This window comes from Pseudorhodoferax sp. Leaf267 (assembly GCF_001422405.1).
In the GTDB taxonomy this organism is placed as follows: Bacteria; Pseudomonadota; Gammaproteobacteria; order Burkholderiales; family Burkholderiaceae_C; genus Pseudorhodoferax.
In genome coordinates this window covers 157024-181943 of record NZ_LMMV01000022.1, presented here as the reverse complement: position 1 = coordinate 181943, position 24920 = coordinate 157024, and the positions used below count along the sequence as shown (strand labels likewise).

Annotated in this window: 24 protein-coding genes; 11 read left to right on the top strand and 13 right to left on the bottom strand. The window is 68.7% G+C overall.

Going from position 1 to position 24920, the window contains the following annotated elements; genetic code table 11:
- Positions 1-131: 131 nt before the first annotated feature.
- Positions 132-1364: a ribonucleotide-diphosphate reductase subunit beta gene (locus ASF43_RS20695; RefSeq protein WP_056184967.1), complete on the top strand. Its 1233-nt coding sequence runs from the start codon at positions 132-134 to the stop codon at positions 1362-1364.
- A gap of 176 nt (positions 1365-1540) precedes the next feature.
- Entirely contained in the window at positions 1541-2101 is a 561-nt protein-coding gene (locus tag ASF43_RS20690) for a hypothetical protein (protein WP_056184964.1), read from the top strand.
- A 69-nt stretch (positions 2102-2170) separates the two neighbouring features.
- On the opposite strand, the gene ASF43_RS20685 is transcribed toward ASF43_RS20690, so the two are convergent.
- The 7 genes from ASF43_RS20685 to ASF43_RS20655 all read right to left on the bottom strand — a co-directional run bounded on the left by ASF43_RS20685 (position 2171) and on the right by ASF43_RS20655 (position 8556).
- A complete protein-coding gene (locus ASF43_RS20685; RefSeq protein WP_056184961.1) occupies positions 2171-3073 on the bottom strand; it encodes a carbohydrate kinase family protein in 903 nt (300 codons plus the stop codon).
- Between the two features lie 24 nt (positions 3074-3097).
- Positions 3098-4333, bottom strand: coding sequence for a zinc-ribbon and DUF3426 domain-containing protein (locus ASF43_RS20680; protein WP_082498034.1), 1236 nt, complete (start codon positions 4331-4333; stop codon positions 3098-3100).
- 23 nt (positions 4334-4356) lie between these two features.
- Complete coding sequence (gene prmA / locus ASF43_RS20675; RefSeq protein WP_056184956.1) at positions 4357-5247, bottom strand: 50S ribosomal protein L11 methyltransferase; 891 nt, start codon at positions 5245-5247, stop codon at positions 4357-4359.
- 231 nt (positions 5248-5478) lie between these two features.
- Positions 5479-6828, bottom strand: coding sequence for an acetyl-CoA carboxylase biotin carboxylase subunit (gene accC, locus ASF43_RS20670; protein ID WP_056184953.1), 1350 nt, complete (start codon positions 6826-6828; stop codon positions 5479-5481).
- Between the two features lie 2 nt (positions 6829-6830).
- Positions 6831-7283 (bottom strand): acetyl-CoA carboxylase biotin carboxyl carrier protein, encoded by a 453-nt coding sequence (gene accB, locus ASF43_RS20665; protein WP_056184951.1) that lies wholly within the window; start codon positions 7281-7283, stop codon positions 6831-6833.
- Positions 7284-7414: 131 nt separating this feature from the next.
- On the bottom strand, positions 7415-7963 hold the full coding sequence (locus ASF43_RS20660) for a TlpA disulfide reductase family protein (protein ID WP_056184948.1): 549 nt from the start codon (positions 7961-7963) through the stop codon (positions 7415-7417).
- Positions 7960-8556: a hypothetical protein gene (locus ASF43_RS20655; protein ID WP_056184946.1), complete on the bottom strand. Its 597-nt coding sequence runs from the start codon at positions 8554-8556 to the stop codon at positions 7960-7962. The genes ASF43_RS20660 and ASF43_RS20655 overlap by 4 nt, the downstream gene beginning before the upstream one ends.
- A 58-nt stretch (positions 8557-8614) precedes the next feature.
- Between ASF43_RS20655 and mpl the strand changes: the two genes are divergently transcribed.
- Positions 8615-10009 (top strand): UDP-N-acetylmuramate:L-alanyl-gamma-D-glutamyl-meso-diaminopimelate ligase, encoded by a 1395-nt coding sequence (gene mpl, locus ASF43_RS20650; RefSeq protein WP_056184943.1) that lies wholly within the window; start codon positions 8615-8617, stop codon positions 10007-10009.
- Here the strand turns inward: mpl and ASF43_RS20645 are convergent.
- The 6 genes from ASF43_RS20645 to ASF43_RS20620 all read right to left on the bottom strand — a co-directional run bounded on the left by ASF43_RS20645 (position 9999) and on the right by ASF43_RS20620 (position 17044).
- Positions 9999-10310, bottom strand: coding sequence for a hypothetical protein (locus tag ASF43_RS20645; protein WP_056184940.1), 312 nt, complete (start codon positions 10308-10310; stop codon positions 9999-10001). The two genes, mpl and ASF43_RS20645, sit on opposite strands and share 11 nt — an antisense overlap.
- Positions 10311-10382: 72 nt before the next feature.
- Positions 10383-11504 (bottom strand): 3-deoxy-7-phosphoheptulonate synthase, encoded by a 1122-nt coding sequence (locus ASF43_RS20640; RefSeq protein ID WP_056184937.1) that lies wholly within the window; start codon positions 11502-11504, stop codon positions 10383-10385.
- Positions 11505-11700: 196 nt separating this feature from the next.
- Positions 11701-13173, bottom strand: coding sequence for a metalloprotease TldD (gene tldD, locus ASF43_RS20635; protein ID WP_056184934.1), 1473 nt, complete (start codon positions 13171-13173; stop codon positions 11701-11703).
- A 23-nt stretch (positions 13174-13196) separates the two neighbouring features.
- On the bottom strand, positions 13197-14351 hold the full coding sequence (rodA, locus tag ASF43_RS20630; RefSeq protein ID WP_056184930.1) for a rod shape-determining protein RodA: 1155 nt from the start codon (positions 14349-14351) through the stop codon (positions 13197-13199).
- A 50-nt stretch (positions 14352-14401) separates the two neighbouring features.
- Positions 14402-15928: a diguanylate cyclase gene (locus tag ASF43_RS20625; protein ID WP_056185713.1), complete on the bottom strand. Its 1527-nt coding sequence runs from the start codon at positions 15926-15928 to the stop codon at positions 14402-14404.
- 156 nt (positions 15929-16084) lie between these two features.
- Positions 16085-17044, bottom strand: a complete 960-nt coding sequence (locus ASF43_RS20620) for a cyclase family protein (protein ID WP_056184927.1) — start codon at positions 17042-17044, stop codon at positions 16085-16087.
- A gap of 214 nt (positions 17045-17258) precedes the next feature.
- Between ASF43_RS20620 and ASF43_RS20615 the strand changes: the two genes are divergently transcribed.
- The 8 genes from ASF43_RS20615 to ruvC all read left to right on the top strand — a co-directional run bounded on the left by ASF43_RS20615 (position 17259) and on the right by ruvC (position 24829).
- Positions 17259-17861, top strand: a complete 603-nt coding sequence (locus tag ASF43_RS20615; protein WP_056185711.1) for a YqiA/YcfP family alpha/beta fold hydrolase — start codon at positions 17259-17261, stop codon at positions 17859-17861.
- 27 nt (positions 17862-17888) lie between these two features.
- The gene (locus ASF43_RS20610; RefSeq protein ID WP_056184924.1) at positions 17889-19952 is read left to right on the top strand and encodes a ribonuclease catalytic domain-containing protein; all 2064 of its coding nucleotides are present in this window, start codon (positions 17889-17891) and stop codon (positions 19950-19952) included.
- Positions 19949-20815 (top strand): energy transducer TonB, encoded by an 867-nt coding sequence (locus ASF43_RS20605; RefSeq protein WP_056184921.1) that lies wholly within the window; start codon positions 19949-19951, stop codon positions 20813-20815. The genes ASF43_RS20610 and ASF43_RS20605 overlap by 4 nt, the downstream gene beginning before the upstream one ends.
- 186 nt (positions 20816-21001) lie before the next feature.
- Positions 21002-21844, top strand: coding sequence for a shikimate dehydrogenase (aroE, locus tag ASF43_RS20600; protein WP_056184917.1), 843 nt, complete (start codon positions 21002-21004; stop codon positions 21842-21844).
- A 3-nt stretch (positions 21845-21847) separates the two neighbouring features.
- Entirely contained in the window at positions 21848-22633 is a 786-nt protein-coding gene (gene mtgA / locus ASF43_RS20595) for a monofunctional biosynthetic peptidoglycan transglycosylase (RefSeq protein WP_056184916.1), read from the top strand.
- A gap of 28 nt (positions 22634-22661) precedes the next feature.
- Entirely contained in the window at positions 22662-23282 is a 621-nt protein-coding gene (locus ASF43_RS20590) for a 1-acyl-sn-glycerol-3-phosphate acyltransferase (RefSeq protein ID WP_056184913.1), read from the top strand.
- A 4-nt stretch (positions 23283-23286) separates the two neighbouring features.
- A complete protein-coding gene (locus ASF43_RS20585) occupies positions 23287-24270 on the top strand; it encodes a phosphatidate cytidylyltransferase (RefSeq protein WP_056184911.1) in 984 nt (327 codons plus the stop codon).
- A gap of 7 nt (positions 24271-24277) precedes the next feature.
- The gene (gene ruvC / locus ASF43_RS20580; RefSeq protein WP_056184908.1) at positions 24278-24829 is read left to right on the top strand and encodes a crossover junction endodeoxyribonuclease RuvC; all 552 of its coding nucleotides are present in this window, start codon (positions 24278-24280) and stop codon (positions 24827-24829) included.
- Positions 24830-24920 lie beyond the last annotated feature (91 nt).

Here is a 24920-nt window from a genome sequence, read left to right as displayed (position 1 = left end):
GGCCTGAACCCGACGCATCGCATGCGAAGCCTTCGTTTGCGATGCGATTGAGCAACAAAACCAAGCGGTGACCAGTGTGAAGCCTTTGCTTTTCACTGCACCGCTTTCATAATCTCTGCACTGGAAAATCTATGCTCACCTGGGACGACGAAGTCAAGCCCTCCTCGCCATCGAACATGCACGGCGGTTCCACCGGACACCGCGAGGCGTCGGTCTCTCCCGTATCCGTGAACCCCTCCGTCGCGACCGCGGCCGCAGCCCCTGTGGCACTGCGCAAACTCGACGATGGCGCCGTCGCTCCCGCTGCCGCAGCACCGCGCGCCAGCACCTCTGAAGCCCCTGTCGCACGCCGCGTGAACGCAGCCGACAAGCGCATCATCAACGGCCAGACCGACGTGAACCAGCTGGTGCCGTTCAAGTACAAGTGGGCCTGGGAAAAGTACCTCGCCACCTGCGCCAACCACTGGATGCCGCAAGAGGTGAACATGACGCGCGACATCGCGTTGTGGAAAGACCCGAACGGCCTGACCGAAGACGAGCGCCGCATCGTCAAGCGCAACCTCGGCTTCTTCGTCACTGCCGACTCGCTGGCCGCCAACAACATCGTGCTGGGCACCTACCGCCACATCACGGCGCCCGAGTGCCGCCAGTTCCTGCTGCGCCAGGCCTTCGAAGAGGCGATCCACACGCACGCCTATCAGTACATCGTCGAGTCGCTGGGGCTGGATGAGTCCGAGATCTTCAACGCCTACAACGAGGTCAAGTCGATCCGCGACAAGGACGAGTTCCTGATCCCCTTCATCGAGGCGATCATGGACCCGAACTTCCACACCGGCACGCCCGAGAACGACCAGACGCTGCTCAAGTCGCTGATCGTGTTTGCCTGCCTCATGGAAGGCCTGTTCTTCTACGTGGGCTTCACGCAGATCCTGGCGCTGGGCCGTCAGAACAAGATGACGGGCGCGGCCGAGCAGTACCAGTACATCCTGCGCGACGAGTCCATGCACTGCAACTTCGGCATCGACCTGATCAACCAGCTCAAGCTGGAGAACCCGCACCTGTGGACGGCCGGGTTCAAGGCCGAGATCAAGGCGTTGTTCGAGAAGGCCGTCGAACTCGAGTACCGCTATGCCGAAGACACCATGCCGCGCGGCGTGCTGGGCATGAACGCCTCGATGTTCAAGGGCTACCTGCGCTACATCGCGAACCGCCGAGCCACGCAGATCGGCCTGGAGCCGCTGTTCCCGAACGAAGAGAACCCCTTCCCCTGGATGAGCGAGATGATCGACCTGAAGAAGGAGCGCAATTTCTTCGAGACCCGGGTCATCGAATACCAGTCCGGCGGCGCGCTGTCCTGGGACTGAAGCTCCACAAGAACATGCCACAAGGCATCACGCACCACCGCCCTAGCACCGCAGAGTGCGGGCGTGGTGCGTTCTCGAATACATGGCGCTGGGACATCGGGTTCCAACGCCATGCATCGCTTCCTGCGGCCCAACCCGCATGAAGTGCTCTTTGTAATCCGATCAAGGAGAACTCAATGGCAACTGCAAAGAAGCCGGCCGCAAAGAAGGCCGCACCAGCGAAAAAAGCTGCACCCGCGAAGAAGGCGGCTCCCGCGAAGAAGGCTGTAGCCAAGAAGGCAGCCGCACCGGCGAAGAAGGCCGCAGCGCCCGCCAAGAAGGCTGTCGCGAAGAAGGCTGCAGCGCCCGCGAAGAAGGCTGTAGCGAAGAAGGCTGCACCGGCCAAGAAGGCAGCAGCACCCGCGAAGAAGGCCGTCGCCAAGAAGGCAGCGCCCGCCAAGAAGGCCGCTCCGGCCAAGAAGGCAGCAGCGCCCGCGAAGAAGGCTGCAGCCAAGAAGGCGGCGCCCGCGAAGAAGGCCGCCCCGGCAAAGAAGGCCGTCGCCAAGAAGGCCGCTGCGCCCGCCAAGAAGGCAGCCGCGCCGGCTCCTGCGAAGAAGGCCGCCACCAAGAAGGCTGCCAAGAAAGCAGCGGCCGCACCCGCTGCCGCCAAGCCTGCCCCGGCCCCAGCCTCTGCGTCCACACAGACCACGCTGAACCCCCAGGCTGCTTGGCCCTTCCCGACGGCCGGCAAGCCCTGAGCCCCTGCGCAGCGATGCGCACCAGGCCCGGCGTCGCAAGACGCCGGGCTTTTTCATTCCTGCGCGTTCTTACAAGCCCAGCGCGACGCGGTCGACCACGTAGTTTTGCGGCCCGCGCTGGGCGATCTTCAGCGCACCCAGCTGGCTGCCCAATGCCGCGCAGCGCGCAAGCGGCCAGCCCTGCTCCAGCCCATACAGCAGCGCGCCACGGTAGGCGTCGCCGCAGCCCGTCGGGTCCACGACCTCTGTTGCACGCACCGCCGGCACCAAGGTCTTCTCGCCCGCGATCCAGACCTCGCTGCCCTCGCCGCCCAGCGTCACGATCAGGCCTCGCACCTGGCGCGACAGCTCTGCAAAGCCGAGGCCGGTGCGGTCGCTGAGCATCTTGCCTTCGTAGTCGTTCACCGTGACCCAGGTCGCGAGTTCGACGAAATGCCGCAGCGCCGCGCCGTCGAACATCGGCAGGCCCTGGCCAGGATCGAAGACGAAGGGGATGCCGGCAGCCACGAACTGCTCCGCATGCGCCAGCATGGCGTTGCGGCCATCCGGCGAGACGATGCCCAGCTTCACATCAGGCCGAGCCACGATGCGTGTCTGGTGCGCCTGCATCATCGCGCCCGGGTGGAAGGCCGTGATCTGGTTGTTGGCCTGGTCCGTCATGATCATGGCCTGCGCGGTGTAGGTCTCCGGGATCTCCTGGACGTACTCGGTGCTGATGCCCAGGTCTACGAGGCGCTGCAGGTAGTCGGCGCTGTCGCGGCCCAGCGTGGCCATGGGCAACGGGTCGCCGCCGAGCTGCTTGAGCGCGTAGGCGATGTTGCCGGCGCAGCCACCGAAGTCGCGCCGCAGGCCGGGCACCAGGAACGACACATTCAGGTTGTGGATCTGGTCGGGCAGGATCTGGTCGGAAAACCGGCCCTCGAAGGTCATGATGGTGTCGAACGCGAGGGATCCGCAAATGATGCTGGCCATGGTGTTTCTCCGAGCAGGAAGTCGTCAGGGATAAAAGGAGTCCAGGCGGTAGCCCACCACGCGCGCACGGCCGGCGTTGTCTGCCAACTGCAGGTCCACGCTGGTGGACCATTCGCCGTGTGCCGCCAGCTCGGCCGGCGGCGCGCCCAGCTCCTCAGGCAGCAGCACGCGGCGCACCACGGCCTGCTCCTGGATGTCGGTCAGCGACAGCACGAGTGCCGGCAGTGCCACGGCATGCGGTGCGCGGTTGCGCAGCGTGAGGCTCAGCCGATAGCCCTGCTCGCCCAGCGCCACGAAGGCCGAGCCGTCGATCACGATGGCGTCGATGCGGCGCAGCGGCTGCAGCGTGCAGCCCAGCGGCAGGCACATGACCCGCAGCACAGGGCGCAAGGCCGGCGCCGCAGAGGCGAGGCGGTCGCGCGTGTGCACGGCCAGCTGCAGCACCAAGACCAGCAGCAGCAGCGCCGCAGCGCCCAACCACAGCCCGCGTCGGGGCGTGGCCGCAACCCGCACCGGGGCCATCTCGGGCGCATCGCGCAGAAAGGAGACCTCGGCATGCGCGGTCGCGCCGGGGTGCGTCGCCACAGGCACCGGGCCTGCCGGACGCGCCGCCTGTGCCGCAAGCGATGGCGCAGCATCGGAGGCAGGCCGCTGCGGCAACGGCATGGCGTCGACCGCGGTTGCGGCCGCGGCCTCCAGCCTGGCGCCAGCGCCCGGCGCGAGGGCAACGAACAGGCGGTCTCCCCCCAAGGCGCCGGGCGGCGCATCGTCGGGCGCGGGCGCGCCGGCTGGGCCGTCCGATGCCGAAGGCCTCAGCAAGGGGGCGAGCACCGGATCGTCGGCCTGCACCTGGGCTTGCTGGTACTCGGCAAAGCCGACGTCGAGCGAGGCAGCGGGGTCGGTGACCGGGATCTCGGGCGGCGCGCTCTGCAACCATTGCGGTGCGACATCGACCAGCGTCGGCGCGGGTGGGTCGGTGCCCTCGGGCGCGCGCGCCGGGGCGGGCGTGGTCGCGTCCTCGGGCGGCCCGAACAGCGGAGCCTCGGCCGGCGCGGGCCTGGGCGGCTGCGCCTCCTGCGCCTCCTGCACCTCCTGCGGCATGGGCCGGCCCTGGGCGGCCGCCTGGTCGCGCAGGTCCTGCGCGGCGTCGAAAACCTCGTCGCACTGCCCGCAGCGCACCCAGCCCTGCGAGATGCGCAACTGGTCGGGCACGACCCTGAACGAAGTTCCGCAAGCGGGGCAGCGCGTGACCTGGCTCATGGATGCGCGCGCGGTGCCGAAGCTCAGCTTGGCCGCGTGGCCGTCATGAGCACCCAGCCGTCTTCGCGATCGGCGACCTGCAGGTCCAGCAGCGGCGCGTAAACAGCCTGCAGCTCGTCGGCCTGGCGCTCCAAGATGCCGGCCAGCACCAGCGAGCCGCCAGCGTCCACATGGGCGCACAGCAACGGCGCCAGCATCTTTAAGGGCGTGGCCAGGATGTTGGCCAGCACCACCTGGTACAGGCCCTGGGCCCGGTCCGGCAGGCCGGCGTGCAGCGTCACGTCGTTGGCGCGCGCGTTGTCCAGCGTGGAGGTGACGGCGGCCTCGTCGATGTCCACCGCGTCGACCACGGTGGCGCCGTGCTTGGCGGCCGCAATGGCCAGGATGCCCGAGCCGCAGCCGTAGTCCAGTACGCGGCCCCAGCCCGACGCGGCCTGGCGCGCGATCCAGCGCAGGCACATGCGCGTGGTGGGATGCGTGCCGGTGCCGAAGGCCAGGCCCGGGTCCAGACGGATCACCTGCCGCGCCTGCGCAGGCGGCTCGTGCCAGGTCGGCACGATCCAGAACGCCGGCGTGATCTCGACCGGCGTGAACTGCGACTGCGTGAGCCGCACCCAGTCCTGTTCGGGCACCTCGTCCACGCCCAGCCACTGGCAGCCGGCAAAGAAGTCCTGCGCCTGCAGCAGCTGCTCGGCCTCGCGCGCGCCATCCTCGGTCGCGAACAGCGCGACCAGGCGCGAACGCTGCCAGCCCTCGGCCGGCGGCGGCATGCCGGGCTCGCCGAACAGGGCCTGCTCGGCGTCGGTCTGCGCATCGGCGTCTTCCACGCTGACGGACAGCGCGTCCAGCGCCTCCAGCGCCTCGCTCAGCGTTTCGACCCGGTCCTCGGGACACATCAGGCGGATTTCGTACATGTTCTCGTCCTCAAGCCGCCAGGGCCTTAGCCAATCGAGGCCCCCACGCTCACCGCTGCGCGAGGTTCGYTGCCCCMCGAGGGGGAGCGAGCTTGCTTGGGGCGGCCCGGCGCGGCGCTCATCAAGGCCCCCACGCTCCGGCGCTCATCAAGGCCCCCACGCTCCCCGCTGCGCGAGGTTCGCTGCCCCCCGAGGGGGAGCGAGCTTGCTTGGGGCGGCCCGGCGCGGCGCTCATCGCTTGTGCTGCGACAGCCACTCTTCCAGGTAATGGATGTTGGTGCCGCCGGCCATGAACTTGGCGTCCACCATCAACTCGCGGTGCAGCGGGATGTTGGTGTTGATGCCCTCGATGACGGTCTCGGCCAGCGCCGTGCGCATGCGCGCCATGGCCTGCTCGCGCGTGTCGCCGTGCACGATGATTTTGCCGATCATCGAGTCATAGTTCGGCGGCACGAAGTAGTTCGCATAGGCATGCGAGTCCACGCGCACGCCAGGCCCGCCCGGCGGGTGCCAGGTCGTGATGCGGCCCGGCGAGGGCATGAAGTTGTAGGGGTGCTCGGCGTTTACGCGGCATTCGATGGCATGGCCGCGGATCTCGATCTGGCGTTGCGTGAACGGCAGCTTCTCACCGGCCGCCACCATGATCTGCGTGCGCACGATGTCCACGCCCGTGATCAGCTCGGTCACCGGGTGCTCGACCTGCACGCGCGTGTTCATCTCGATGAAATAGAACTCGCCGTTCTCGTACAGGAACTCGAAAGTGCCGGCGCCACGGTAGCCGATGCGCTTGCAGGCCGCCGTGCAGCGCTCGCCGATGCGCTCGATCAGCTTGCGCGGGATGCCGGGCGCGGGCGCCTCTTCGACCACCTTCTGGTGGCGGCGCTGCATGGAGCAGTCGCGTTCGCCCAGGTAGACGGCGTTCTTGTGCTTGTCGGCCAGCACCTGGATCTCCACGTGCCGCGGGTTCTGCAGGAACTTCTCCATGTAGACGGCCGGGTTGCCGAAGGCCGAGCCGGCCTCGGCCTTGGTCGTCTGCACGGCGTTCACGAGCGCGGCCTCGGTGTGGACCACGCGCATGCCGCGCCCGCCGCCGCCGCCGGCCGCCTTGATGATCACCGGGTAGCCGACCGTCTTGGCGATGCGGCGGATCTGGACCGGGTCGTCCGGCAGTTCGCCGTCCGAGCCCGGCACGCAGGGTACGCCGGCCTTGATCATGGCCTGCTTGGCCGCGACCTTGTCGCCCATGGTGCGGATGTTCTCGGGCGTCGGGCCGATGAACTGGAAGCCGCTCTTCTCCACGCGCTCGGCGAAGTCGGCGTTCTCGCTCAGGAAACCGTAGCCGGGGTGGATGGCCTCGGCGTCGGTCACCTCGGCGGCCGAGATGATGGCCGGCATGTTGAGGTAGCTCTGCGCCGACGGCGCCGGCCCGATGCACACGGCCTCGTCGGCCAGGCGCACGTACTTGGCATCGCGGTCGGCCTCCGAATAGACCATGACGGCCTTGACGCCCAATTCACGGCAGGCGCGCTGGATCCGCAGGGCGATCTCGCCGCGGTTCGCAACCAGAATCTTCTTGAACATGCTCACTCGATGACGAACAGGGGCTGACCGTACTCGACCGCCTGGCCGTTCTCGCACAGGATCTCGGTGATGGTGCCGGACTTGTCGGCCTCGATCTCGTTGAGGATCTTCATGGCCTCGATGATGCAGACCGTGTCGCCTTCCTTCACCACGCTGCCGATCTCGATGAACGCCTTGGCGCCGGGGCTCGGCGAGCGGTAGAAGGTGCCGACCATCGGCGACTTGGCGACATGGCCTTTGACCACGGGCTCTGCGGGCGCGGCCACTGCCACCGGCGCGGCTGCCACCGTCTCCACCAGCGGGGCCGGCTGGCTCGGTGCCGGCATGTAGACCTGGGGTGCTGCAGGCACGCCCTTGACGATCCTGACCTTGCCTTCTGCTTCTGTAATTTCCAATTCGGACACATTGGAATCCGAGACCAAGTCGATCAAGGTCTTGAGTTTGCGCAAATCCATGGGAGCTCCAGTCGCACCAAACGAAAAGGGGTGAAATCTAACCGAATTTCACTCAACTATCGCTTACTGCGGGCAATTAAGAGGTACTGCGCCGATCAGCGGTTGCTGCTGGCGGTGCTACAAGGCCAGGATCAAGCGGTTTTGCTCGCCCAGCCTTGCAAATCCAGGGGGGTGATTTGCCCCATTTTACGAGCTTGCACCTGGCCTGCCGCATCCAGCACCAAGGTGAAGGGCAAACCACCGCCCGTGTTGCCCAGTGTCCTGAGCACGCCCATGCCGCCCAAACCCAGAATCCCGACCGGGAAAGTGACGGGCGTTTTGGCCAGGAAAGTGCGCACCGCCGCCGGTTTGTCCAGCGCCAGGCCGACCACCTGCCAGCGATTGGCCGCGTGCTGGCGGAAGAACGCATCGATCAACGGCAGCTCTTCGACACAGGGCGGGCACCAGGTGGCCCAGAAGTTGACCAGTACGGGCTTGCCGCGAAAAGCGGCCATGTCCAGCGTACCGCCCTGTGGCCGCTCGCCCTGGACGGCCCACAAGGCCTGCGTCGCGGCAGCGTCTTCGGCGCTGGGCCGTCTGCTCCACCACGCAGCGCCAGCCCCAGCGAGCAGGGCCGCAGCGCCGGCGCCCAGCACCAGGCCGCGGCGGCCGGCGGGAGGTGTCTTGTCCGCGGTGCTCATGCCACCTCCGACGCCTGCACCAGCTTGCGCACGGCGTCCAGGCTGCCGCGGGGCGAGCGGCCACGGGCGTCGGGCTTGAGCGCGCCGCGCAGATCGTCCAGATCGTGGACCAGCAGGTGCACGCCCACGTTCTCGTTCAATTCGGCGCTGCGGCTGCTCAGGCTCAGGGCCTCGACTGGATCACCGCGAAAACCCGGCACCGTGCTGGGCGAGAACCGCACGCCATGGTCGATCAGCGAGATCTCCGCCGACTTCGAGTCGTCGCAGAACAGCTGCAGGTAGATGTCGGACAGCCGCGTTGCCGTGCCATGCCAGACGGCGCCGGCCAGGTAGGGGCGAAATGCCTGCAAGCGCTCCATCCACACCAGGGCCAGCCGCCGCAGCGCCAGCAGCTCGCCGGGCTGGGTGTCGGCGCAGAACAGGTCCAGGTATTCGCGCACCGCGTCTTCCACGGCGTCGTTGTCGGGCAGGCGCGCGCGCGACCCCAGGTCCAGCTGCTTGAGCGCGCGGCGCTTCGCCGGGCCGTATTCCAGCCCCTCCTCGACCACCATCCGCGCCGCCGTGGCTGCGATTTCTGCACTCGCCTTGTCCATGGGCGGCGATTGTGCCCCTGGCGTCGATGCCCCTGGGCGGCTCCTAGAATCGCCGCCCATGCACATCCACATCCTCGGCATCTGCGGCACCTTCATGGGCGGCCTGGCCGCACTGGCGCGCGCTGCCGGCCACCGCGTGACGGGCTGCGACGCGGGCGTCTACCCCCCCATGAGCGACCAGTTGCGCGAGCTGGGCATCGAGCTGATCGAGGGCTTCGGCGCCGAGCAGATGGCGCTGAAGCCCGACGTGTTCGTGGTCGGCAACGTGGTCTCGCGCGCCCGGCTGGCCGATGGCGCGCCCAAATTCCCGCTCATGGAAGCCATCCTGGACGCGGGCGCTGCCTACACCAGCGGCCCGCAATGGCTGGCCGAGCACCTGCTGCAGGGCCGCCATGTGCTGGCCGTAGCGGGCACCCACGGCAAGACGACCACCACGTCGATGCTGGCCTGGGTGCTGGAATGCGCGGGCCTGCATCCTGGCTTCCTGGTCGGCGGCGTGCCACTCAACTTCGGCATCTCCGCGCGCCTCAGCGCGCCCGGCGGCTGCTTCGTCATCGAGGCCGACGAATACGACACGGCGTTCTTCGACAAGCGCAGCAAGTTCGTGCACTACAGGCCGCGCACCGCCGTGCTGAACAACCTGGAGTTCGACCACGCGGACATCTTCGACGACCTGGCGGCGATCGAGCGCCAGTTCCACCACCTCGTGCGCACCGTGCCGAGCCAGGGGCGCGTGGTGGTCAACGCCGAGGACGAAGCGCTGGCCCGCGTGCTGGCCCAAGGCTGCTGGAGCGAGACCGCGGGCTTCGGCACGGGCGGGCGCTTCACGGCGCATGGCACGGCCGAGCGCTTCACGGTGCTGCAGGACGGCGTTCCCGCGGCCGAATTGCACTGGGAGCTGTCGGGCCTGCACAACCGCATGAACGCGCTGGCCGCCATCGCCGCCGCGCAGCACCTGGGCGTGAAGCCTGCAGACGCCGCCGCCGCGCTGCAGAGCTTCCAGAACGTCAAACGCCGCATGGAGCTGCGCGGCACGGTCGCAGCCGCTGGCGGTGAGATCCGCGTCTACGACGACTTCGCGCACCACCCGACAGCGATCCGCACGACGGTGGATGGCTTGCGTGCGCAACTGGGCGCTGGCGCGCGCATCCTGGCCGTGTTCGAGCCGCGCAGCAACACCATGAAGCTGGGCGCCATGAACGCGCGGCTGCCCTGGAGCCTGGAATCGGCCGACCTGGCGTTCTGCCACAGTGCCGGCCTGGGGTGGGACCCGGCGCAAGCGCTGGCGTCCATGGGGCCGAAGCTGCAGGTGGCCGGCGACATCGCCACGCTGGTGGACCAGGTCGTCGCGGCGGCGCGGCCCGGCGACCAGGTGCTATGCATGAGCAACGGCGGCTTCGGTGGCATCCACCGGCGGCTGCTGGACGCGCTGCAGGCCCGTTTCAGTAGCTGATCGCCATCGCGCCCAGGTCGACCCGCACCACGGGCTTGGCCAGCGCGGCGCTGGCGGCGCGCGCGAAATCGGCCAGCCATTGCGCGTCGCCCAGCAGCGAGGGCCCGGCGGCCTGTGCGATCGCGATCAACTTGTCCACCAGCAGCACCTTGCCCGTGGCCCGCAGCGGCTCGCATTCGAGCTGCGTGAATTGCGCGTCCAGCCACTGGCGGGCCTGGTCGTGCGGCATGGGCTGCACTTCTTCCAGGTCGACGCTGAACCGCTGCCCCGTGACCAGCTCGACCGACACTTCACTGCGCATGGCGTGTCCCCTGTACGAAAAGACCCAGCATCGCTGCAGCCGGCGCTGCCGGCAATCGACGCAAACCCGGCTTCAGCGCTGGGCCGCGCGGCGCGCCGCCACGGCCTGCGACAGCGTCTCCAGCACGTCCAGCGAGGGCTCCCAGCCCAGGCAGGCGTCGGTGATGCTCTTGCCGTAGACCAGTTGCCGGGCGTCGTCCTTGCCCGGCGTGAACTTCTGGGCGCCAGCCTGCAGATGGCTTTCGATCATCAGGCCGAAGATCTGGCGCGAGCCGCCGGCGATCTGGCCCGCGACATCGCGCGCGACATCGGTCTGCTTCTCGTGCTGCTTGCTGCTGTTGGCGTGGCTGCAGTCCACCATCAAGGTGGGCGCCAGGCCCGTGGCTGCCAGTTCCTTGCAGGCCGCGCCCACGCTAGCCGCGTCGTAGTTGGGCGCCTTGCCGCCGCGCAGGATCACGTGGCAGTCCTTGTTGCCATTGGTCTGCACGATGGCGACCTGCCCGTTCTTGTGCACCGACAGGAAATGGTGGCCGCGCGCGGCGGCCTGGATCGCGTCGGTCGCGATGCGGATGTTGCCGTCCGTGCCGTTCTTGAAGCCGATCGGCGCGGACAAGCCCGAGGCCAGCTCGCGGTGCACCTGGCTCTCGGTGGTGCGCGCGCCGATGGCGCCCCAGGCGATCAGGTCGCCGATGTACTGCGGCGAGATCACGTCCAGGAACTCGCTGCCGGCCGGCAGGCCCATGCGGTTGATGTCGATCAGCAACTGGCGCGCGATGCGCAGGCCCTCGTCGATGCGGTAGCTCTCGTCCAGGTAAGGGTCGTTGATCAGGCCCTTCCAGCCCACCGTGGTGCGCGGCTTCTCGAAGTAGACGCGCATCACGATTTCCAGCGTGCCAGCGTACTTGTCGCGCTGCACCTTCAGGCGGCGGGCGTATTCCAGTGCCGCAGCCGGGTCGTGGATGGAGCACGGGCCGATGACCACCAGCAGCCGGTCGTCCTGCCCGGCCATGATGTCGTGGATGCTGGTACGCGTGCGGCTGATCAGCGACTCGACGGCCGTGCCGCGGATCGGGAAGAACCGGATCAGGTGTTCGGGAGGCGGGAGCACGGTGATGTCCTTGATGCGTTCGTCGTCGGTCTGGCTGGTTTTCTCGACGTTCGCCGTCCAGGCGTCAGGGGTCTGCTGCGTGCTCATGGTCTCTTGTCCTCTGGTTGAAATGTGCGGGCCAAAAAAAACCGCCGGTCCTTGCGGTACCGGCGGTTTTGGGAGGTCTGTGTGTCTTGCTTTACGCGCGCGCCTCTTGTCCGCCGGAATCCGGGAACCAAAAGTAGGCAAAGTAAACAGCGCGGGAGGCAGACATGGGGCGCGACTCTAGCACATCAATGGCGGTTCAAGCCGTGCCGCCGACGGTCAGGCCGTCGATGCGCAAGGTGGGCTGGCCCACGCCCACCGGCACGCTCTGGCCTTCCTTGCCGCAGGTGCCCACGCCCGAGTCCAGCTTCATGTCGTTGCCGATCATCTTCACGCGCGTCAGCGCGTCGGGGCCGTTGCCGACCAGGGTCGCGCCCTTGACCGGGTACAAGATCTTGCCGTTCTCGACCCAGAAGGCCTCGCTGGCGGAGAACACGAACTTGCCCGAGGTGATGTCGACCTGGCCGCCGCCGAAGTTGCTGGCGTACAAGCCCTTCTTGATGCTGGCGATGATCTCGCCCGGCTCCTTGTCGCCGCCCAGCATGTAGGTGTTGGTCATGCGCGGCATGGGGATGTGGGCGTAGCTCTCGCGCCGGCCGTTGCCGGTAGGCTTCACACCCATCAGGCGCGCGTTCATCGCGTCCTGGATATAGCCCTTCAGAATGCCGTCCTCGATCAGCACATTGCGCTGGCTGGCATTGCCCTCGTCGTCCACGTTCAGCGAGCCGCGGCGGTCGGCGATGGTGCCGTCGTCGAGCACGGTCACGCCCTTGGCTGCCACGCGCTGGCCGATGCGCCCGCTGAAGGCACTGGAGCCCTTGCGATTGAAGTCGCCCTCCAGCCCGTGGCCGATGGCCTCGTGCAGCAGGATGCCGGGCCAGCCGGCGCCCAGCACCACCGTCATCTCGCCGGCCGGCGCGGGGCGTGCCTCCAGGTTGGTCAGCGCGGCGTTCACGGCCTGGTCCACGTATTCGTCGATGCGCCCGCTGTCGAAGTAGGCCAGGCCGAAGCGCCCGCCGCCGCCGCCCGAGCCGACCTCGCGCCGCACCGTGCCGCCGACCTTGGCCTCGGCGATCACCGTGACCGACAGGCGCACCAGCGGCCGCACGTCGGCGGCCAGCGTGCCATCGGCGCGCGCGACCAGCACCACGTCGTATTCACTGGCCAGGCCGGCCATGACCTGCACCACGCGCGGGTCCTTGGCGCGGGCGCGCTGCTCGACCTGCTCCAGCAGCTGGACCTTGGCCGTGCTGTCCAGCGTGGCGATCGGGTCTAGCCCGTCGTAGAGCGAACGGCTGCCGGCCACTTTTTGCACCGGCACCTTGGCGCGCTTGTTCTGCGCAGCCGACGAGATGGCGCGCACGGTGCGCGCCGCGTCCAGCAGCGAGGCCTCGGAGATGTCATCGGAATAGGCGAACGCCGTCTTCTCGCCGCTGACCGCGCGCACGCCCACGCCCTGGTCGATGCTGAACGAGCCGGTCTTGACGATGCCCTCCTCCAGGCTCCAGCCCTCGCTGCGCGTGTACTGGAAGTACAGGTCGGCATCGTCGACCTTGTGCGCCGTGATCTCGGACAGCGCGCGCTGCAGGTGCGCGGGCGTCAGGCCGAAGGGATCGAGCAGCAGTTGCTGGGCGGTGGCAATGCGTGCCAGGGTGGGTTCGCGGGAGATCATCGCCGCATTCTAGGGACAGGCTGCTAAGTCTGTAGGAGCCGCCGGGACTTGGCGATGGACATCAGGATACCCAGCCCGCTGCCCAGCGTGACCATGGCCGTGCCGCCATAGCTGATGAAGGGCAGCGGCACGCCGACCACGGGCAGCATGCCGCTGACCATGCCCATGTTCACGAAGGCATAGGTGAAGAAGATCAGCGCGACGGCGCCGGCCAGCAGCCGCGAGAACAGCGTGGGCGCCTCCAGCGCGATGACCAGGCCGCGCAGCACCAGGAACACGAAGGCCACGATCAGGAACAGGTTGCCCATCAGGCCGAACTCTTCGGAATAGGCCGCGAAGATGAAGTCGGTGGTGCGCTCGGGGATGAATTCCAGGTGCGTCTGCGTGCCCTGCATGAAGCCCTTGCCGAACACGCCGCCCGAGCCGATGGCGATCATGCCCTGCAGGATGTGGAAGCCCTTGCCCAGCGGGTCGCGCGTCGGGTCCATCAGCGTGCACACGCGCTGCTGCTGGTACTCGCGCAGCACGACCCAGCGCACGCCGTCCTGGCACAGGTCCGAGGAGAACCAGACCAACAGGCCGATGCCCAGCAGCGCCAGCAGCACCGGGGGCGCGACCAGCCGCCATGGCAGGCCGGCGAAGAAGATCACCGCCAGCCCGGCCGCCGCCACCAGCAGCGAGGTGCCCAGGTCGGGCTGGTGCATGATCAGCATGACGGGCACGGCCAGCAGCACGAAGGCCACGACGAAATCCAGCGGCTGGCGCTGGCCCTCGCGCTTCTGGAACCACCAGGCCAGCATCAGCGGCGTGGCGATCTTCAGGATTTCACTGGGCTGGATGACGATCCCCACATTGAGCCAGCGTGTCGCCCCCTTGCGCGTGATGCCGAAGAATTCCACCCCGAGCAGCAGCAACACCCCGGTGAGGTACACCGGCACGGCGAATTTCATGAGCTGCTGCGGCGAGATCTGCGCCACCACGAACAGGATGAAGCCGGCCAGCAGCATGTTGCGGCCGTGGTCGACGAAGCGCGTGCCGTGGTCGAAGCCGGACGAATACATCACCAGCATGCCGGCACCGGCCAGCATGAAGACGGCGAAGGCCAGCGGGCCGTCGAAACCGCGGAACAGCGGCAGGGCGCGGCGCCAGAGAGAAGGGGTGTCGAGTACGGCGGCCATGGCGCGCGATTATCCTGCGCGGCTTTTCGCCAGCTGCCTGCGCGGGCTTCTCACGCCCCGAGGACGCGGTTCTTGCCGGTTCGCTTGGCCAGGTACATGGCGCCGTCGGCGCGCTTGATCGCATCGGCCATGTCTTCGCTGTCGGCCATTTGGGCGACACCGGCGCTGAACGTGATCAGCAGCTTGTCCTTGCCGCTCAGGAAATAGCGTGTCGTCAGCTCGCGCTGCAATCGGGTGAGGATGGCGATCGCAGCCTCCAACCCCGTGTCGGGCAGCACGATCACGAATTCCTCGCCGCCGTAGCGCGCCAGCGAATCTTGCGGCCGGATCGACTGGCGCGCCACGTCGGCCAGGTGCTGCAAGGCCGCGTCCCCCGCGTCGTGGCCGAGCTGGTCGTTGAATTTCTTGAAGTTGTCCAGGTCCAGCAGCGCCACGCACAGCGCATGGCCCTTGCGCCGCGCGGTGGCGATCTCGCGCGCCATGGCTTCGTCCAGGCCGCGGCGGTTCAGCACGCCGGTCAGCGCATCGTGCCGCGCCTGGGCGCTGGCGCGGTCCAGCTCGTTGTGCAGCCGGGCGATCTGCTCCTCGGCCTGCTCGGTCTTGGCGCGCATGGTCTGCAGCTCGTCACGCGAGTGCGCCATGTCGTGCGCCATGGAGCGCGTGGCGGTGATGGCGTCCTGCAGCACGGGGCCGAGTTCCTCGATGGTGGTGGCCTGCTCGATCAGGCGCGCGCAGTTCTCGATCTTGCCGTGGTAGACGGTGCTGGACTCGGACATCTGCGACAGCCGCTCGACGAAGGTGGCCAGCAGCTGCTGCATCTGCGCCTGCGCCTGGCTGGCACGGCCCTTGGCCTCCGTCTGCTTGAAGATCACATCGCGCAGCCGGCGCTCCACGTCGTCCAGGCGGCGCAGGTTCAGCGGCGGGGTCGAGGCGTTCATGAGCGCGTCGATCTGCCCGCGCAACCAGCGGTCCTCGGTGCACAACTCGCCGATGTTCTCGAACACCATGTGCAGCAGGTTCAGCAACGAGGACTTGATCTCGGCCTGGTCTTCCGCCGCGAACGACAGGCGGTGCGCGAAGTTGCCCAGCGCGGTCTTGACCGCCATCACATCGTGCGAATGGCGCAGCATGCGCAGCATCTCGGCCGCCTGGCTCAGGAAGCGCGCATCGTCCGCGCCCAGCGCCGGCTGCGCGGACTCGATCAGCCGCGCCACCTGCTCCTGCAGCGCCGTGACCTGCGCCTCGGGCTCGGCCGGCTCCGCGCTGCCCAGCGGCGCGAACGCCGAGGCCGACACGGCGAAACTGGCATAACCCACGAGGGCTGCTTCCACCTTGTCCCAGCTGCGTTGGCCGATGGCCGAGGTCAGCAGGCCCAGCTGCTTTTCCTGGCCCGGGTTGCGCGAGGGCAGCACGGCAGCGATCTGGCGCAGCGGCTCGCTCGGGAAATAGGCCGGCGCCAGCGTGCCGGCGACCTCGTGGTAGTGGGCCTGGTAGTTCTCGGGCGTGGGGGCCAGACGCTTTCCTGCCAGGATCTTGAACGTCTCTCGGGCGATTTCGCTGGGCGATCGATCTGGCATGGAAGGTGGGCGGATGGCGAAGCCCGCCATCGTAGCGAATCGCCGCGGGTTTCCCCTGGCCGGCAACGGACTTCCCACGCGCCGCGCACCGTCCGTTGTGCGCCAACCACTGGCCGCGGCACGCCGGTACCGGCCGGAACCGGCCGGCACGGGCTGCTAGCGGATCGCGATCGGGTTCACGATGGCCTGCACGCCGCCCGTCATGCGGCTGGGGCCGAGCACGAACATGAACTCCCACGCCTGGTCCTTCACGAGCTCGGCCGTGTCCACGTTCTCCAGGATGTAGATGCCGTTCTTGGGAATCAGGATCTGGTGCACCTCGAAGATGCCCACGCCCTTCTCGAACGGGATCGCCTCCAGCCCCCAGGTGTCCGCGCCCACGGCCACGGGCTGCTTACCAGCCAGGTACTCGGCCCCCTCCTTGCCCAGCCCCGGCTCGCCGGTGATGAAACGCTTGTCGTCCTTGCCGACCAGGTTCAGCCAGCCGCTGTAGAACAGCACCACGTCGCCCTTGCGGATCTCCACGCCCTGGCGCGCAGCCTGCGCGTCGATCTCCTTGCGGTTGTAGGCCGTGCCTTCCGGCACCGGGTTCTGGCCGTAGTAGGCCGTCATGTCCAGCACGATGCCGCGCGTGACGATGGCCGGCACCTTCTCGATGCCCAGCTTGGTCAGCCCGTTGGCCTGCACGAACTCGCTGTTCCTGTTGCAGTTGTAGTAGACGTTGTCCACGCCGATGTGGCCCATGCCGTCGATCTGCGTGCCCGTGCCCACGTACCCCATGTAGATGTCGTCGTTGTAGTTGGTCTTGGTGGGACCCAGGCCGATGCCGCCCACCTGGCCGGGCTGGTTGATCGCCAGCGCCCAGCTGCGCGGGCCGAAGGCCGGGGTCTTGGCATTGGTCTCCACGCCCAGGCGGTAGGTCTTGCCGGTCTTCACGAGCCGGGAGGCAGCCAGCGACAGCTCGGCGGTCAGCAGGTTGCCCGCGCCGATCTCGTCGGCCGCCCCCCATTTGGACTTGCACCAGTCGGGCTGCGGCGGCTGCTGGGCGCAGGCCGGCAGCGTGACGAGGCCGGCCGCGGCCAGCAGCAGCGGGGCGATGCGGTACAGGGTTCCCATGTCGTGTCTCCTTGGGCGAGGGCCGGCAGATGGACGGTGAACTTCGCTCTGCGCTCCGCGGGTTTCCTCGCGAACATGCCGGCGCACGGGGCAGCGTGCGAATCATCGCCGTCTATGCCGCGCAGTGGTACTGAAATATGCAAAAAACCAGCGCCCCGCCCGCGCCATGCGTACCATGGGCCGCGCCACGCCGGCCTGCCGCCCCGCCCCCACCATGCCCCTGACCCATCTGCTCTATCTGCACGGCTTTCGCTCCTCGCCGCAATCGACCAAGGCGCGGCTGGTCGCTGCGCGCGTGCAGGCGCGCCACCCCGAACTGGTCTGGTGGTGCCCGCAGCTGCCGCCCTCGCCGCGCCAGGCCATGGACGAACTGCTCGCTGGCATCGCGGACTGGCCGCGCGCCAGCATGGCCGTGGTCGGCTCCTCGCTGGGCGGCTTCTACGCCACCGTCATCGCCGAGCAGACCGGCAGCCGCGCCGTGCTGCTGAACCCGGCCGTGCACCCGGCGCGCGACCTGGCGCGCCACATCGGCGAGCACACGGCCTGGCACGACCCGAACGAGCGCTTCTTCTTCCGCGCCGCATACATCGACGAACTGCGCGCCATGGAGCAGCCGCCCAAGGCGCCCGCCGCCCAGGCAGCCATGGCCCGCAGCTTCGCCATCATCGCCAAGGGCGACGAGGTGCTGGACTGGCGCGAGATGTGTGCGCGCTACCCGCGGGCCCGCGTGAAGCTGCTGGAAGGCAGCGACCACGCGATCAGCGAATTCCCGGAATACGTGGACGAAGTGTTCGACTTCCTGCTGGCCCCGGCGTAGCGCCGGCCATCGCGGACAATAGCCGCCATGTACGCATTGTTCGAAGAAGCGGGCAAATTCATGTCCGGACGGGTGCTCTCCGAGGCCGAAGCCTCGTCCCAGATCGAGCTGGAATCCGGTAAACGGGTCAAGGTCAAGGCCGCCAACCTGCTGCTGAAGTTCGAGAAACCCGGCCCCGAGGTGCTGGTCCGCGAGGCCCGCTCGCTGGCCGAGTCCATCGAGCTGGAGCTGGCCTGGGAGTTCGCCAGCGACGACGAATTCAGCTTCGGCGACCTGGCCAGGGTGTATTTCAACGACGACGCCACGCTGGTGCAGCAGGCGGCCGCGCTGTTCCGCCTGTTCGAGGCGCCCCACTACTTCCGCCGTGCCGGCAAGGGCCGCTTCCGCAAGGCCCCGGCCGAGCAGGTGCAGCAGGCGCTGGCTGCGATCGAGAAAAAGCGGCTGCTGCAGCTGCAGATCGACGACTGGGCGCAGGAACTCGCCGAGGGCCGCTGCCCGCAGCCGATCCGCGACCAGCTCTACCGCATCCTGTTCAAGCCCGACAAGAATGCCGCCGAGTACAAGGCCGTGGTCGATGCCGCGCGCGCCACGCAGACCGCGCCCCTGGCGCTGCTGCAGCGCGCCGGCGCCATCGATTCGCCCTACCAGTTCCACTGGCGCCGCTTTTTGCTGGAGTTCTTCCCCAAGGGTACGGGCTTCGCGGCGCTGCAGGCGCCCGAGATCACCGATGCGCTGCCGGTCGCCGGCGTGCAGGCGTTCTCGATCGACGATTCGACGACCACCGAGATCGACGATGCGCTGTCGGTGCAGGGCCTGGGCACGGCGCAGGTCACGGTCGGCATCCACATCGCGGCGCCGGCCCTGGCCATCGTGCCGGGCTCGCCGATCGACCAGCTCGGCCGCGCGCGGCTGTCCACGGTCTACATGCCGGGCCACAAGCTGACCATGCTGCCCGACCCGGTGGTGCAGGCCTACACCCTGCAGGAGGGGCGCGACTGCCCGGCCGTGTCGCTCTACGTGCGCTTTGACGCCGAGACGCTGGCCGTGCTGGACAGCGAGACCCGGCTGGAGCGTGTGCCGATCGCGGCCAACCTGCGCCACGACCAGCTCGACGCGCTGGTGACCGAGGAATGGCTGGCCGCCCCCGATGCCGCCGCAGCCCCCGCCATTTCCGGCGTGGACCCGGCGCAGCTGGCCTTCCTGTACCGCCTGGCGCGCCACCTGAAGGCGCAGCGCGAGGTGGTGCGCGGCAAGCCCGAGACCTTCAACCGCCCCGACTACAACTTCAAGCTGGTCGACAGCGCCGAGGCCCCGCTGGGCGACGAGCCGGCCGGCGCCGAGCGCGTGGAGATCAGCGTGCGCCGCCGCGGCGCGCCGCTGGACCTGATCGTGGCCGAGGCCATGATCCTGGCCAACAGCACCTGGGGCACCTGGATGGCCGCCTGCGGCGTACCCGGCATCTACCGCAGCCAGGCCAGCCTGGCGCCCGGCGTGAAGGTGCGCATGGGCACCAAGGCGCTGCCGCATGCCGGCATCGGCGTGCCCAGCTACGCCTGGAGCACCTCGCCGCTGCGCCGCTACGTGGACCTGGTGAACCAGTGGCAGATCATTGCCTGCGCGCGCCACGGCAAAACGGCCGCGCTGGCCGCGCCGTTCAAGCCCAAGGACGCCGAGCTGTTCTCCATCATCTCCAGCTTCGATGCGGCCTATAGCGCCTACAACGGCTTCCAGGGCGGCATGGAGCGCTTCTGGACGCTGCAATACCTGCAGCAGAATGGCCTGCACGAGATCACCGGCACGGTGTTCCGCGAAGGCCTGGTGCGCGCCGACGACCTGCCGCTGGTGCTGGGCGTGATGGGCACGCAGGACCTGCCGCGCGGCGCCCATGTGCGCGTGCGCCTGGGCGCGATCGACCTCATCACGCTGGACGTGGCCGGCACCGTGGTCGAGCGGCTGGATGCGCCCGGCGCCGCGCCGGCAGCGCCCGAGGCCACCGAGGAGGACGAGGAAGAAGCCGCGGCCGGCCCGATCGCGATTGCCGTCGACATGGACCAGCCGGCCACGGCCGCTGAAGCCCCCGCCACGCCGTGAACCCGCGCCGCGTTCTGCACCGGCTGAGCACGCTGCAGCTCGCGCTGCTGGTGTCGCTGCTGGTCCATGCGGCCGTGCTGACCGTGCGCTCCGTCGACCCGGTGGCGTTCAACCGCGTGTTCGAGGACACGCCGCTGGAGGTCATACTGGTCAACGCCAAGTCTGCCGAGCGGCCGGACAAGGCGCTGGCCATCGCCCAGGCCAACCTGGCCGGCGGCGGCGACGCCGCCAAGGGCCGCGCCACCTCGCCGCTGCCGCCGGCCGCGCACAGCGACATCGGCGAGGCCATGGAGGAGGCGCAGCGCCGCATGGAGGCCATGCAGGAAGAGCAGACCGTGCTGCTGGCGCAGATCAGCCGCATGCTGGCCGCGCTGCCGCCTCCCGATCCGCGCCTGCCCAGCCATGCGCCCGAAACCCAGGCGCAGGAGGAAAAACGCCGCCAGTTGCTCAAGCACCTGGCCGAGATCGAGCGCCGCATCGCGCTGGAGAATGCGCGGCCCAAGCGGCGCGTGGTGAGCCCGGCCACGCGCGAGGAGGTCTACGCCATCTACTACGAGGCCCTGCGGCGCAAGGTCGAGGACAAGGGCACGGAGAACTTTCCCGAGCAGGACGGCAAGAAGCTGTACGGCGAGCTGGTCATGATCGTGACCGTGGACCACAACGGCCGCATCCTGGCCACCGAGGTCGCGCAAAGCTCGGGCAACCGCACGCTGGACCGCCGTGCCGAGGCCATTGCGCGCAGCGCGGCGCCGTTCGGCCCGTTCAGCGAAGCCATGCGGCGCAAGGCCGACCAGATCCTCGTTGTGTCGCGCTTTCGCTTCACGCGCGAGGCCACCTTGGAAACCAACGTCACCGCGAACTGATGAGACCACCCCGTTTGGACGGCTCACTTCGTGTAGCCATCCCATCCCCCAGGGGCGCCGCCAGCGGCCGGGCAGAGCCCGTTCCGCGGCGGCCGCTGGCATGGCCTGCTCCGCGGCCTTCTGAGCCTTTGCTTGCGACCCGGGTTCGTGGGCTGCGGGTGGCGTGCAACGCAATGGATAACTGACATGACAACCGATTCATTCGACTACTGCGTGATGGGCAACCCGGTCCAGCACAGCCGCTCGCCGTGGATCCACGCGCGCTTTGCCGAACTGACCGGGCAGCAGCTCGTCTACGGCCGGCAACTGGTGCCGCTGGACGCGTTCGTGCCCACGGTGCAGGCATTCATCGCCGACGGCGGCCAGGGCTGCAACGTGACGGTGCCCTTCAAGTTCGAGGCCTTCCACCTGGCCACGACGCTGTCGGAACGCGCGCGCATGGCGCAGGCGGCCAACACGCTGCATGTGCGGCCGGGCGGCATCCATGCCGACAACACCGACGGCGCCGGCCTGGTGCAGGACATCCAGCAGCACGCGGGCGTGTCCATCGCCGGGCGGGACCTGCTGCTGATCGGCGCCGGCGGCGCCGCGGCCGGCGTGCTGGCCCCGCTGATCGAGGCCGGCGCGCGCCGCATCGCCGTGGCCAACCGCACGGTGGACAAGGCCCAGGCTCTGGTGGCACGCCATGCCGCACTGGCGACCGGGCATGGCTGCCAGCTCGACGCCTGCGGACTGGACGCAGTGACGGGCCAGTTCGGCATCGTCGTGAACGCCACGGCCAGCAGCCTGGCTGGCGCCCAGGTGCCCGTGCCTGCCACCGTCCTCGCCCCTGGCGCGCTGGCCGTGGACATGATGTACGGCCCCGCCGCGGCCGGCTTCCTGGCCTGGGCCCGTGCGCATGGCGCCACGGCGCGTGACGGCCTGGGCATGCTGGTGGAGCAGGCCGCCGAGTCCTTCGCGCTGTGGCGCGGCGTGCGCCCGCCCTCGGCCACCGTGCTGGCCGAGCTGCGCGCACTGGTGGACGGCTGACGCATGCACGCACTTTGGCGTTGGCTGGTGCTGCTGGTCGCGGCGTTGCTGGCGCTGCAGCTGTTCTTCGTCGCGCGCATCGCGCTGATGGCTGTGGTCGACCCGCAGTCCACGTCCTTCCAGCGCTCCGAGGCCTGGCGCCTGGCCACACAGGGGCCGGCGCAGGCCGCCCCGGCCAAGGGCCGCAAGCCGGAGCCGGCAAACGGCGACTGGCAGTGGCGCCAGCAATGGGTGGGCTACGACCAGATCGCCGATGCGCTCAAGCGCGCCGTCATCGCATCGGAAGACTCCGGGTTTCCGAGCCACGAAGGCGTGGACTGGGAGGCGCTGGAGAAGGCCTGGGAGAAGAACGAGAAGGCCCAGGCCCGCGCCGAGCGCCAGACCCAGGCCGCGCCCGTGGGCAAGCCGGCCCGCACGCCCAAGATCGTGGGCGGCTCCACCATCACGCAGCAGCTGGCCAAGAACCTGCTGCTCTCGGGTGAGCGCACGCTGCTGCGCAAGGGCCAGGAATTCGTGCTGACGCTGCTGCTGGAAACCTTCCTGAGCAAGCAGCGCATCCTGGAGATCTATCTCAATAGCGTGGAGTGGGGCGAAGGCGTGTTCGGCGCCGAGGCCGCGGCCCAGCATTACTACAAGAAGAGCGCCGCCCGGCTCACGGCCTACGAGGCCGCGCGCCTGGCCGTGATGCTGCCGCGCCCGCGCCACTACGAGAAACTGCCCCAGTCGCCCTACCTGGCCAGCCGGGCGAACACCATCGTCGCGCGCATGGGCGACGTGAGCCTGCCCTGACCCCTTTTCCCGGAATCTGCCTTTCCCGATGACTTCGAAACGCGCCAAGCTGATGGCCTGGTTCCTGCTGGGCCTGGTGCGCGTGCTGACCGGCGCCCAGGCGCGCTGGCACGGCTGCCCGCCCAAGGCCGAGCAACGCATCTACTTCGCCAACCACCAGAGCCATGCCGATCTGGTCATGATCTGGGCCGCGCTGCCGGCCGAGCTGCGTGGCATCACGCGGCCGATCGCGGCCAAGGACTACTGGACCAAGACGCCGTTCAAGCAATGGATCACGACCGCGGTGTTCAACGCCGTCTATGTGGACCGCGAACGCGTCGACGGCCAGGACCCGCTGGCCCCGCTGGTGCAGGCGCTGGACAACGGCGACTCCATCATCCTGTTTCCTGAAGGCACGCGCGGCCATGAAGAGGAACCGCAGCCGTTCAAGGCCGGGCTGTACAACCTGGCGCAGCGCTTCCCGCAGGTGGTGCTGGTGCCGGCCTGGATCCACAACGTGCAGCGCGTGATGCCCAAGGGCGAAGTGGTGCCGGTGCCCATCCTGTGTTCGGTGACGTTCGGCGCGCCGATGCAGGTGGAGCCCGGCGAGGAACGGCGCGCCTTCCTCGACCGCGCGCGCGCCGCCGTCATCGCCCTGCGCGAGGTCTAAAGCGATGACCAGCCTTCTGCGCAGCCTCACCCCCGCCGAACAGGTCGGCGTCCTGTTCATCATCGTCTTTGGCCTGCTGACGCTGGTCACGGCCGCGCTCATCACGCTGTCGGTGCGCGGCCGCCACGAGGCCGACGCGCAACGCCAGGCCGCGCACGCGGACTGGTGGAGCCTGCTCAAGACCTCCTGGTTCATGGTCAGCATCTTCTGGATCGGCTGGGTGCTGGGCGAGCGCGTGGCCACCGTGCTGTTCGGCCTGGTCTCGTTCTTCGCGCTGCGCGAGTTCATCAGCCTGTCGCCCACGCGGCGCGGCGACCACCGCAGCCTGGTGCTGGCCTTCTTCGTCGTGCTGCCGGTGCAGTTCTGGCTGGGCGGCAGCGCGCACTTCGATCTGTTCACGGTGTTCATCCCGGTCTATGTGTTCCTGGCGATCCCGGTCGTCAGCGCGCTGGCCGACGATCCGCAGCGCTTCCTGGAGCGCAACGCCAAGCTGCAGTGGGGCATCATGGTCTGCGTCTACGGCCTGTCGCACGTGCCGGCGCTGCTGCTGCTGAACCTGCGCCAATACGAGGGAAAGAGCGCCTTCCTGGTGTTCTTCCTGGTCGCCGTGGTGCAGGGCTGCATGGTGATCCAGCACCTGGCGGCGCGGCATTTCCCGCGGCCGCCGACCGCGCCCAACGTGAGCCGCAGCTTCAACTGGGCGACCTGGGCCGTGGCCGTGGGCGTGGCCAGCAGCCTGGGCGTGCTGCTGACCGCGATCACGCCGTTCAAGCCGCTGGAGACGCTGGCCATGGGCGCCATCGCCTGCGTGGCCGGCAGCATGGGCCACCTGGTCATGAAGGCGCTCAAGCGCGACCGCGGCGTGACGAACTGGGGCGCGCAGGGCCAGTCGGTCACGGGCGCGAACGGGCTGCTGGACCGCGTGGACGCACTGTGCTTCGCGGCGCCGGTGTTCTTCCACTCCGCACGCTGGTACTTCGGGGCATGAACGTCGCATGAGGATCCTGGGCATCGACCCCGGTCTGCAGACCACTGGATTTGGCGTGATCGACGCCGAGGGCGCGGCGCTCGACTACGTGGCCAGCGGCACCATCCGCACCACGTCCAGCGCGGCCATGGGCGACCTGCCCGCGCGGCTCAAGATCCTGTTCGACGGCATCTGCGAAGTCACGACGCGCTACCAGCCGCAAGCCGCGTCGGTGGAGATCATTTTCGTCAACGTCAACCCGCAGTCCACGCTGCTGCTGGGCCAGGCCCGCGGCGCCTGCGTGACAGCCCTGGTCTCGCGCGACCTGCCGGTGGCCGAATACACCGCCTTGCAGATGAAGAAGGCCGTCGTCGGCCATGGCCGCGCCGACAAGAGCCAGGTCCAGGAAATGGTCAAGCGCCTGCTGCGCCTGCCCGGGCTGCCCGGCAAGGACGCGGCCGACGCGCTCGGCTTGGCGATCACGCACGCCCACGTGGGCCAGGCCATGGCGCGGCTGGCGCAGGCCACACCGCTGACGCGCGCCACGAGCGGCATGTACCGGGCCGGGCGCACGCGCTAGGCGCAGGAGCGCCAAGGCGCTCGTCATTACAGCTTGTTGCACACGCCTGGGGTTAACCCTGCATGAGCGTATCGGTTGGCGTCTCTAAAAT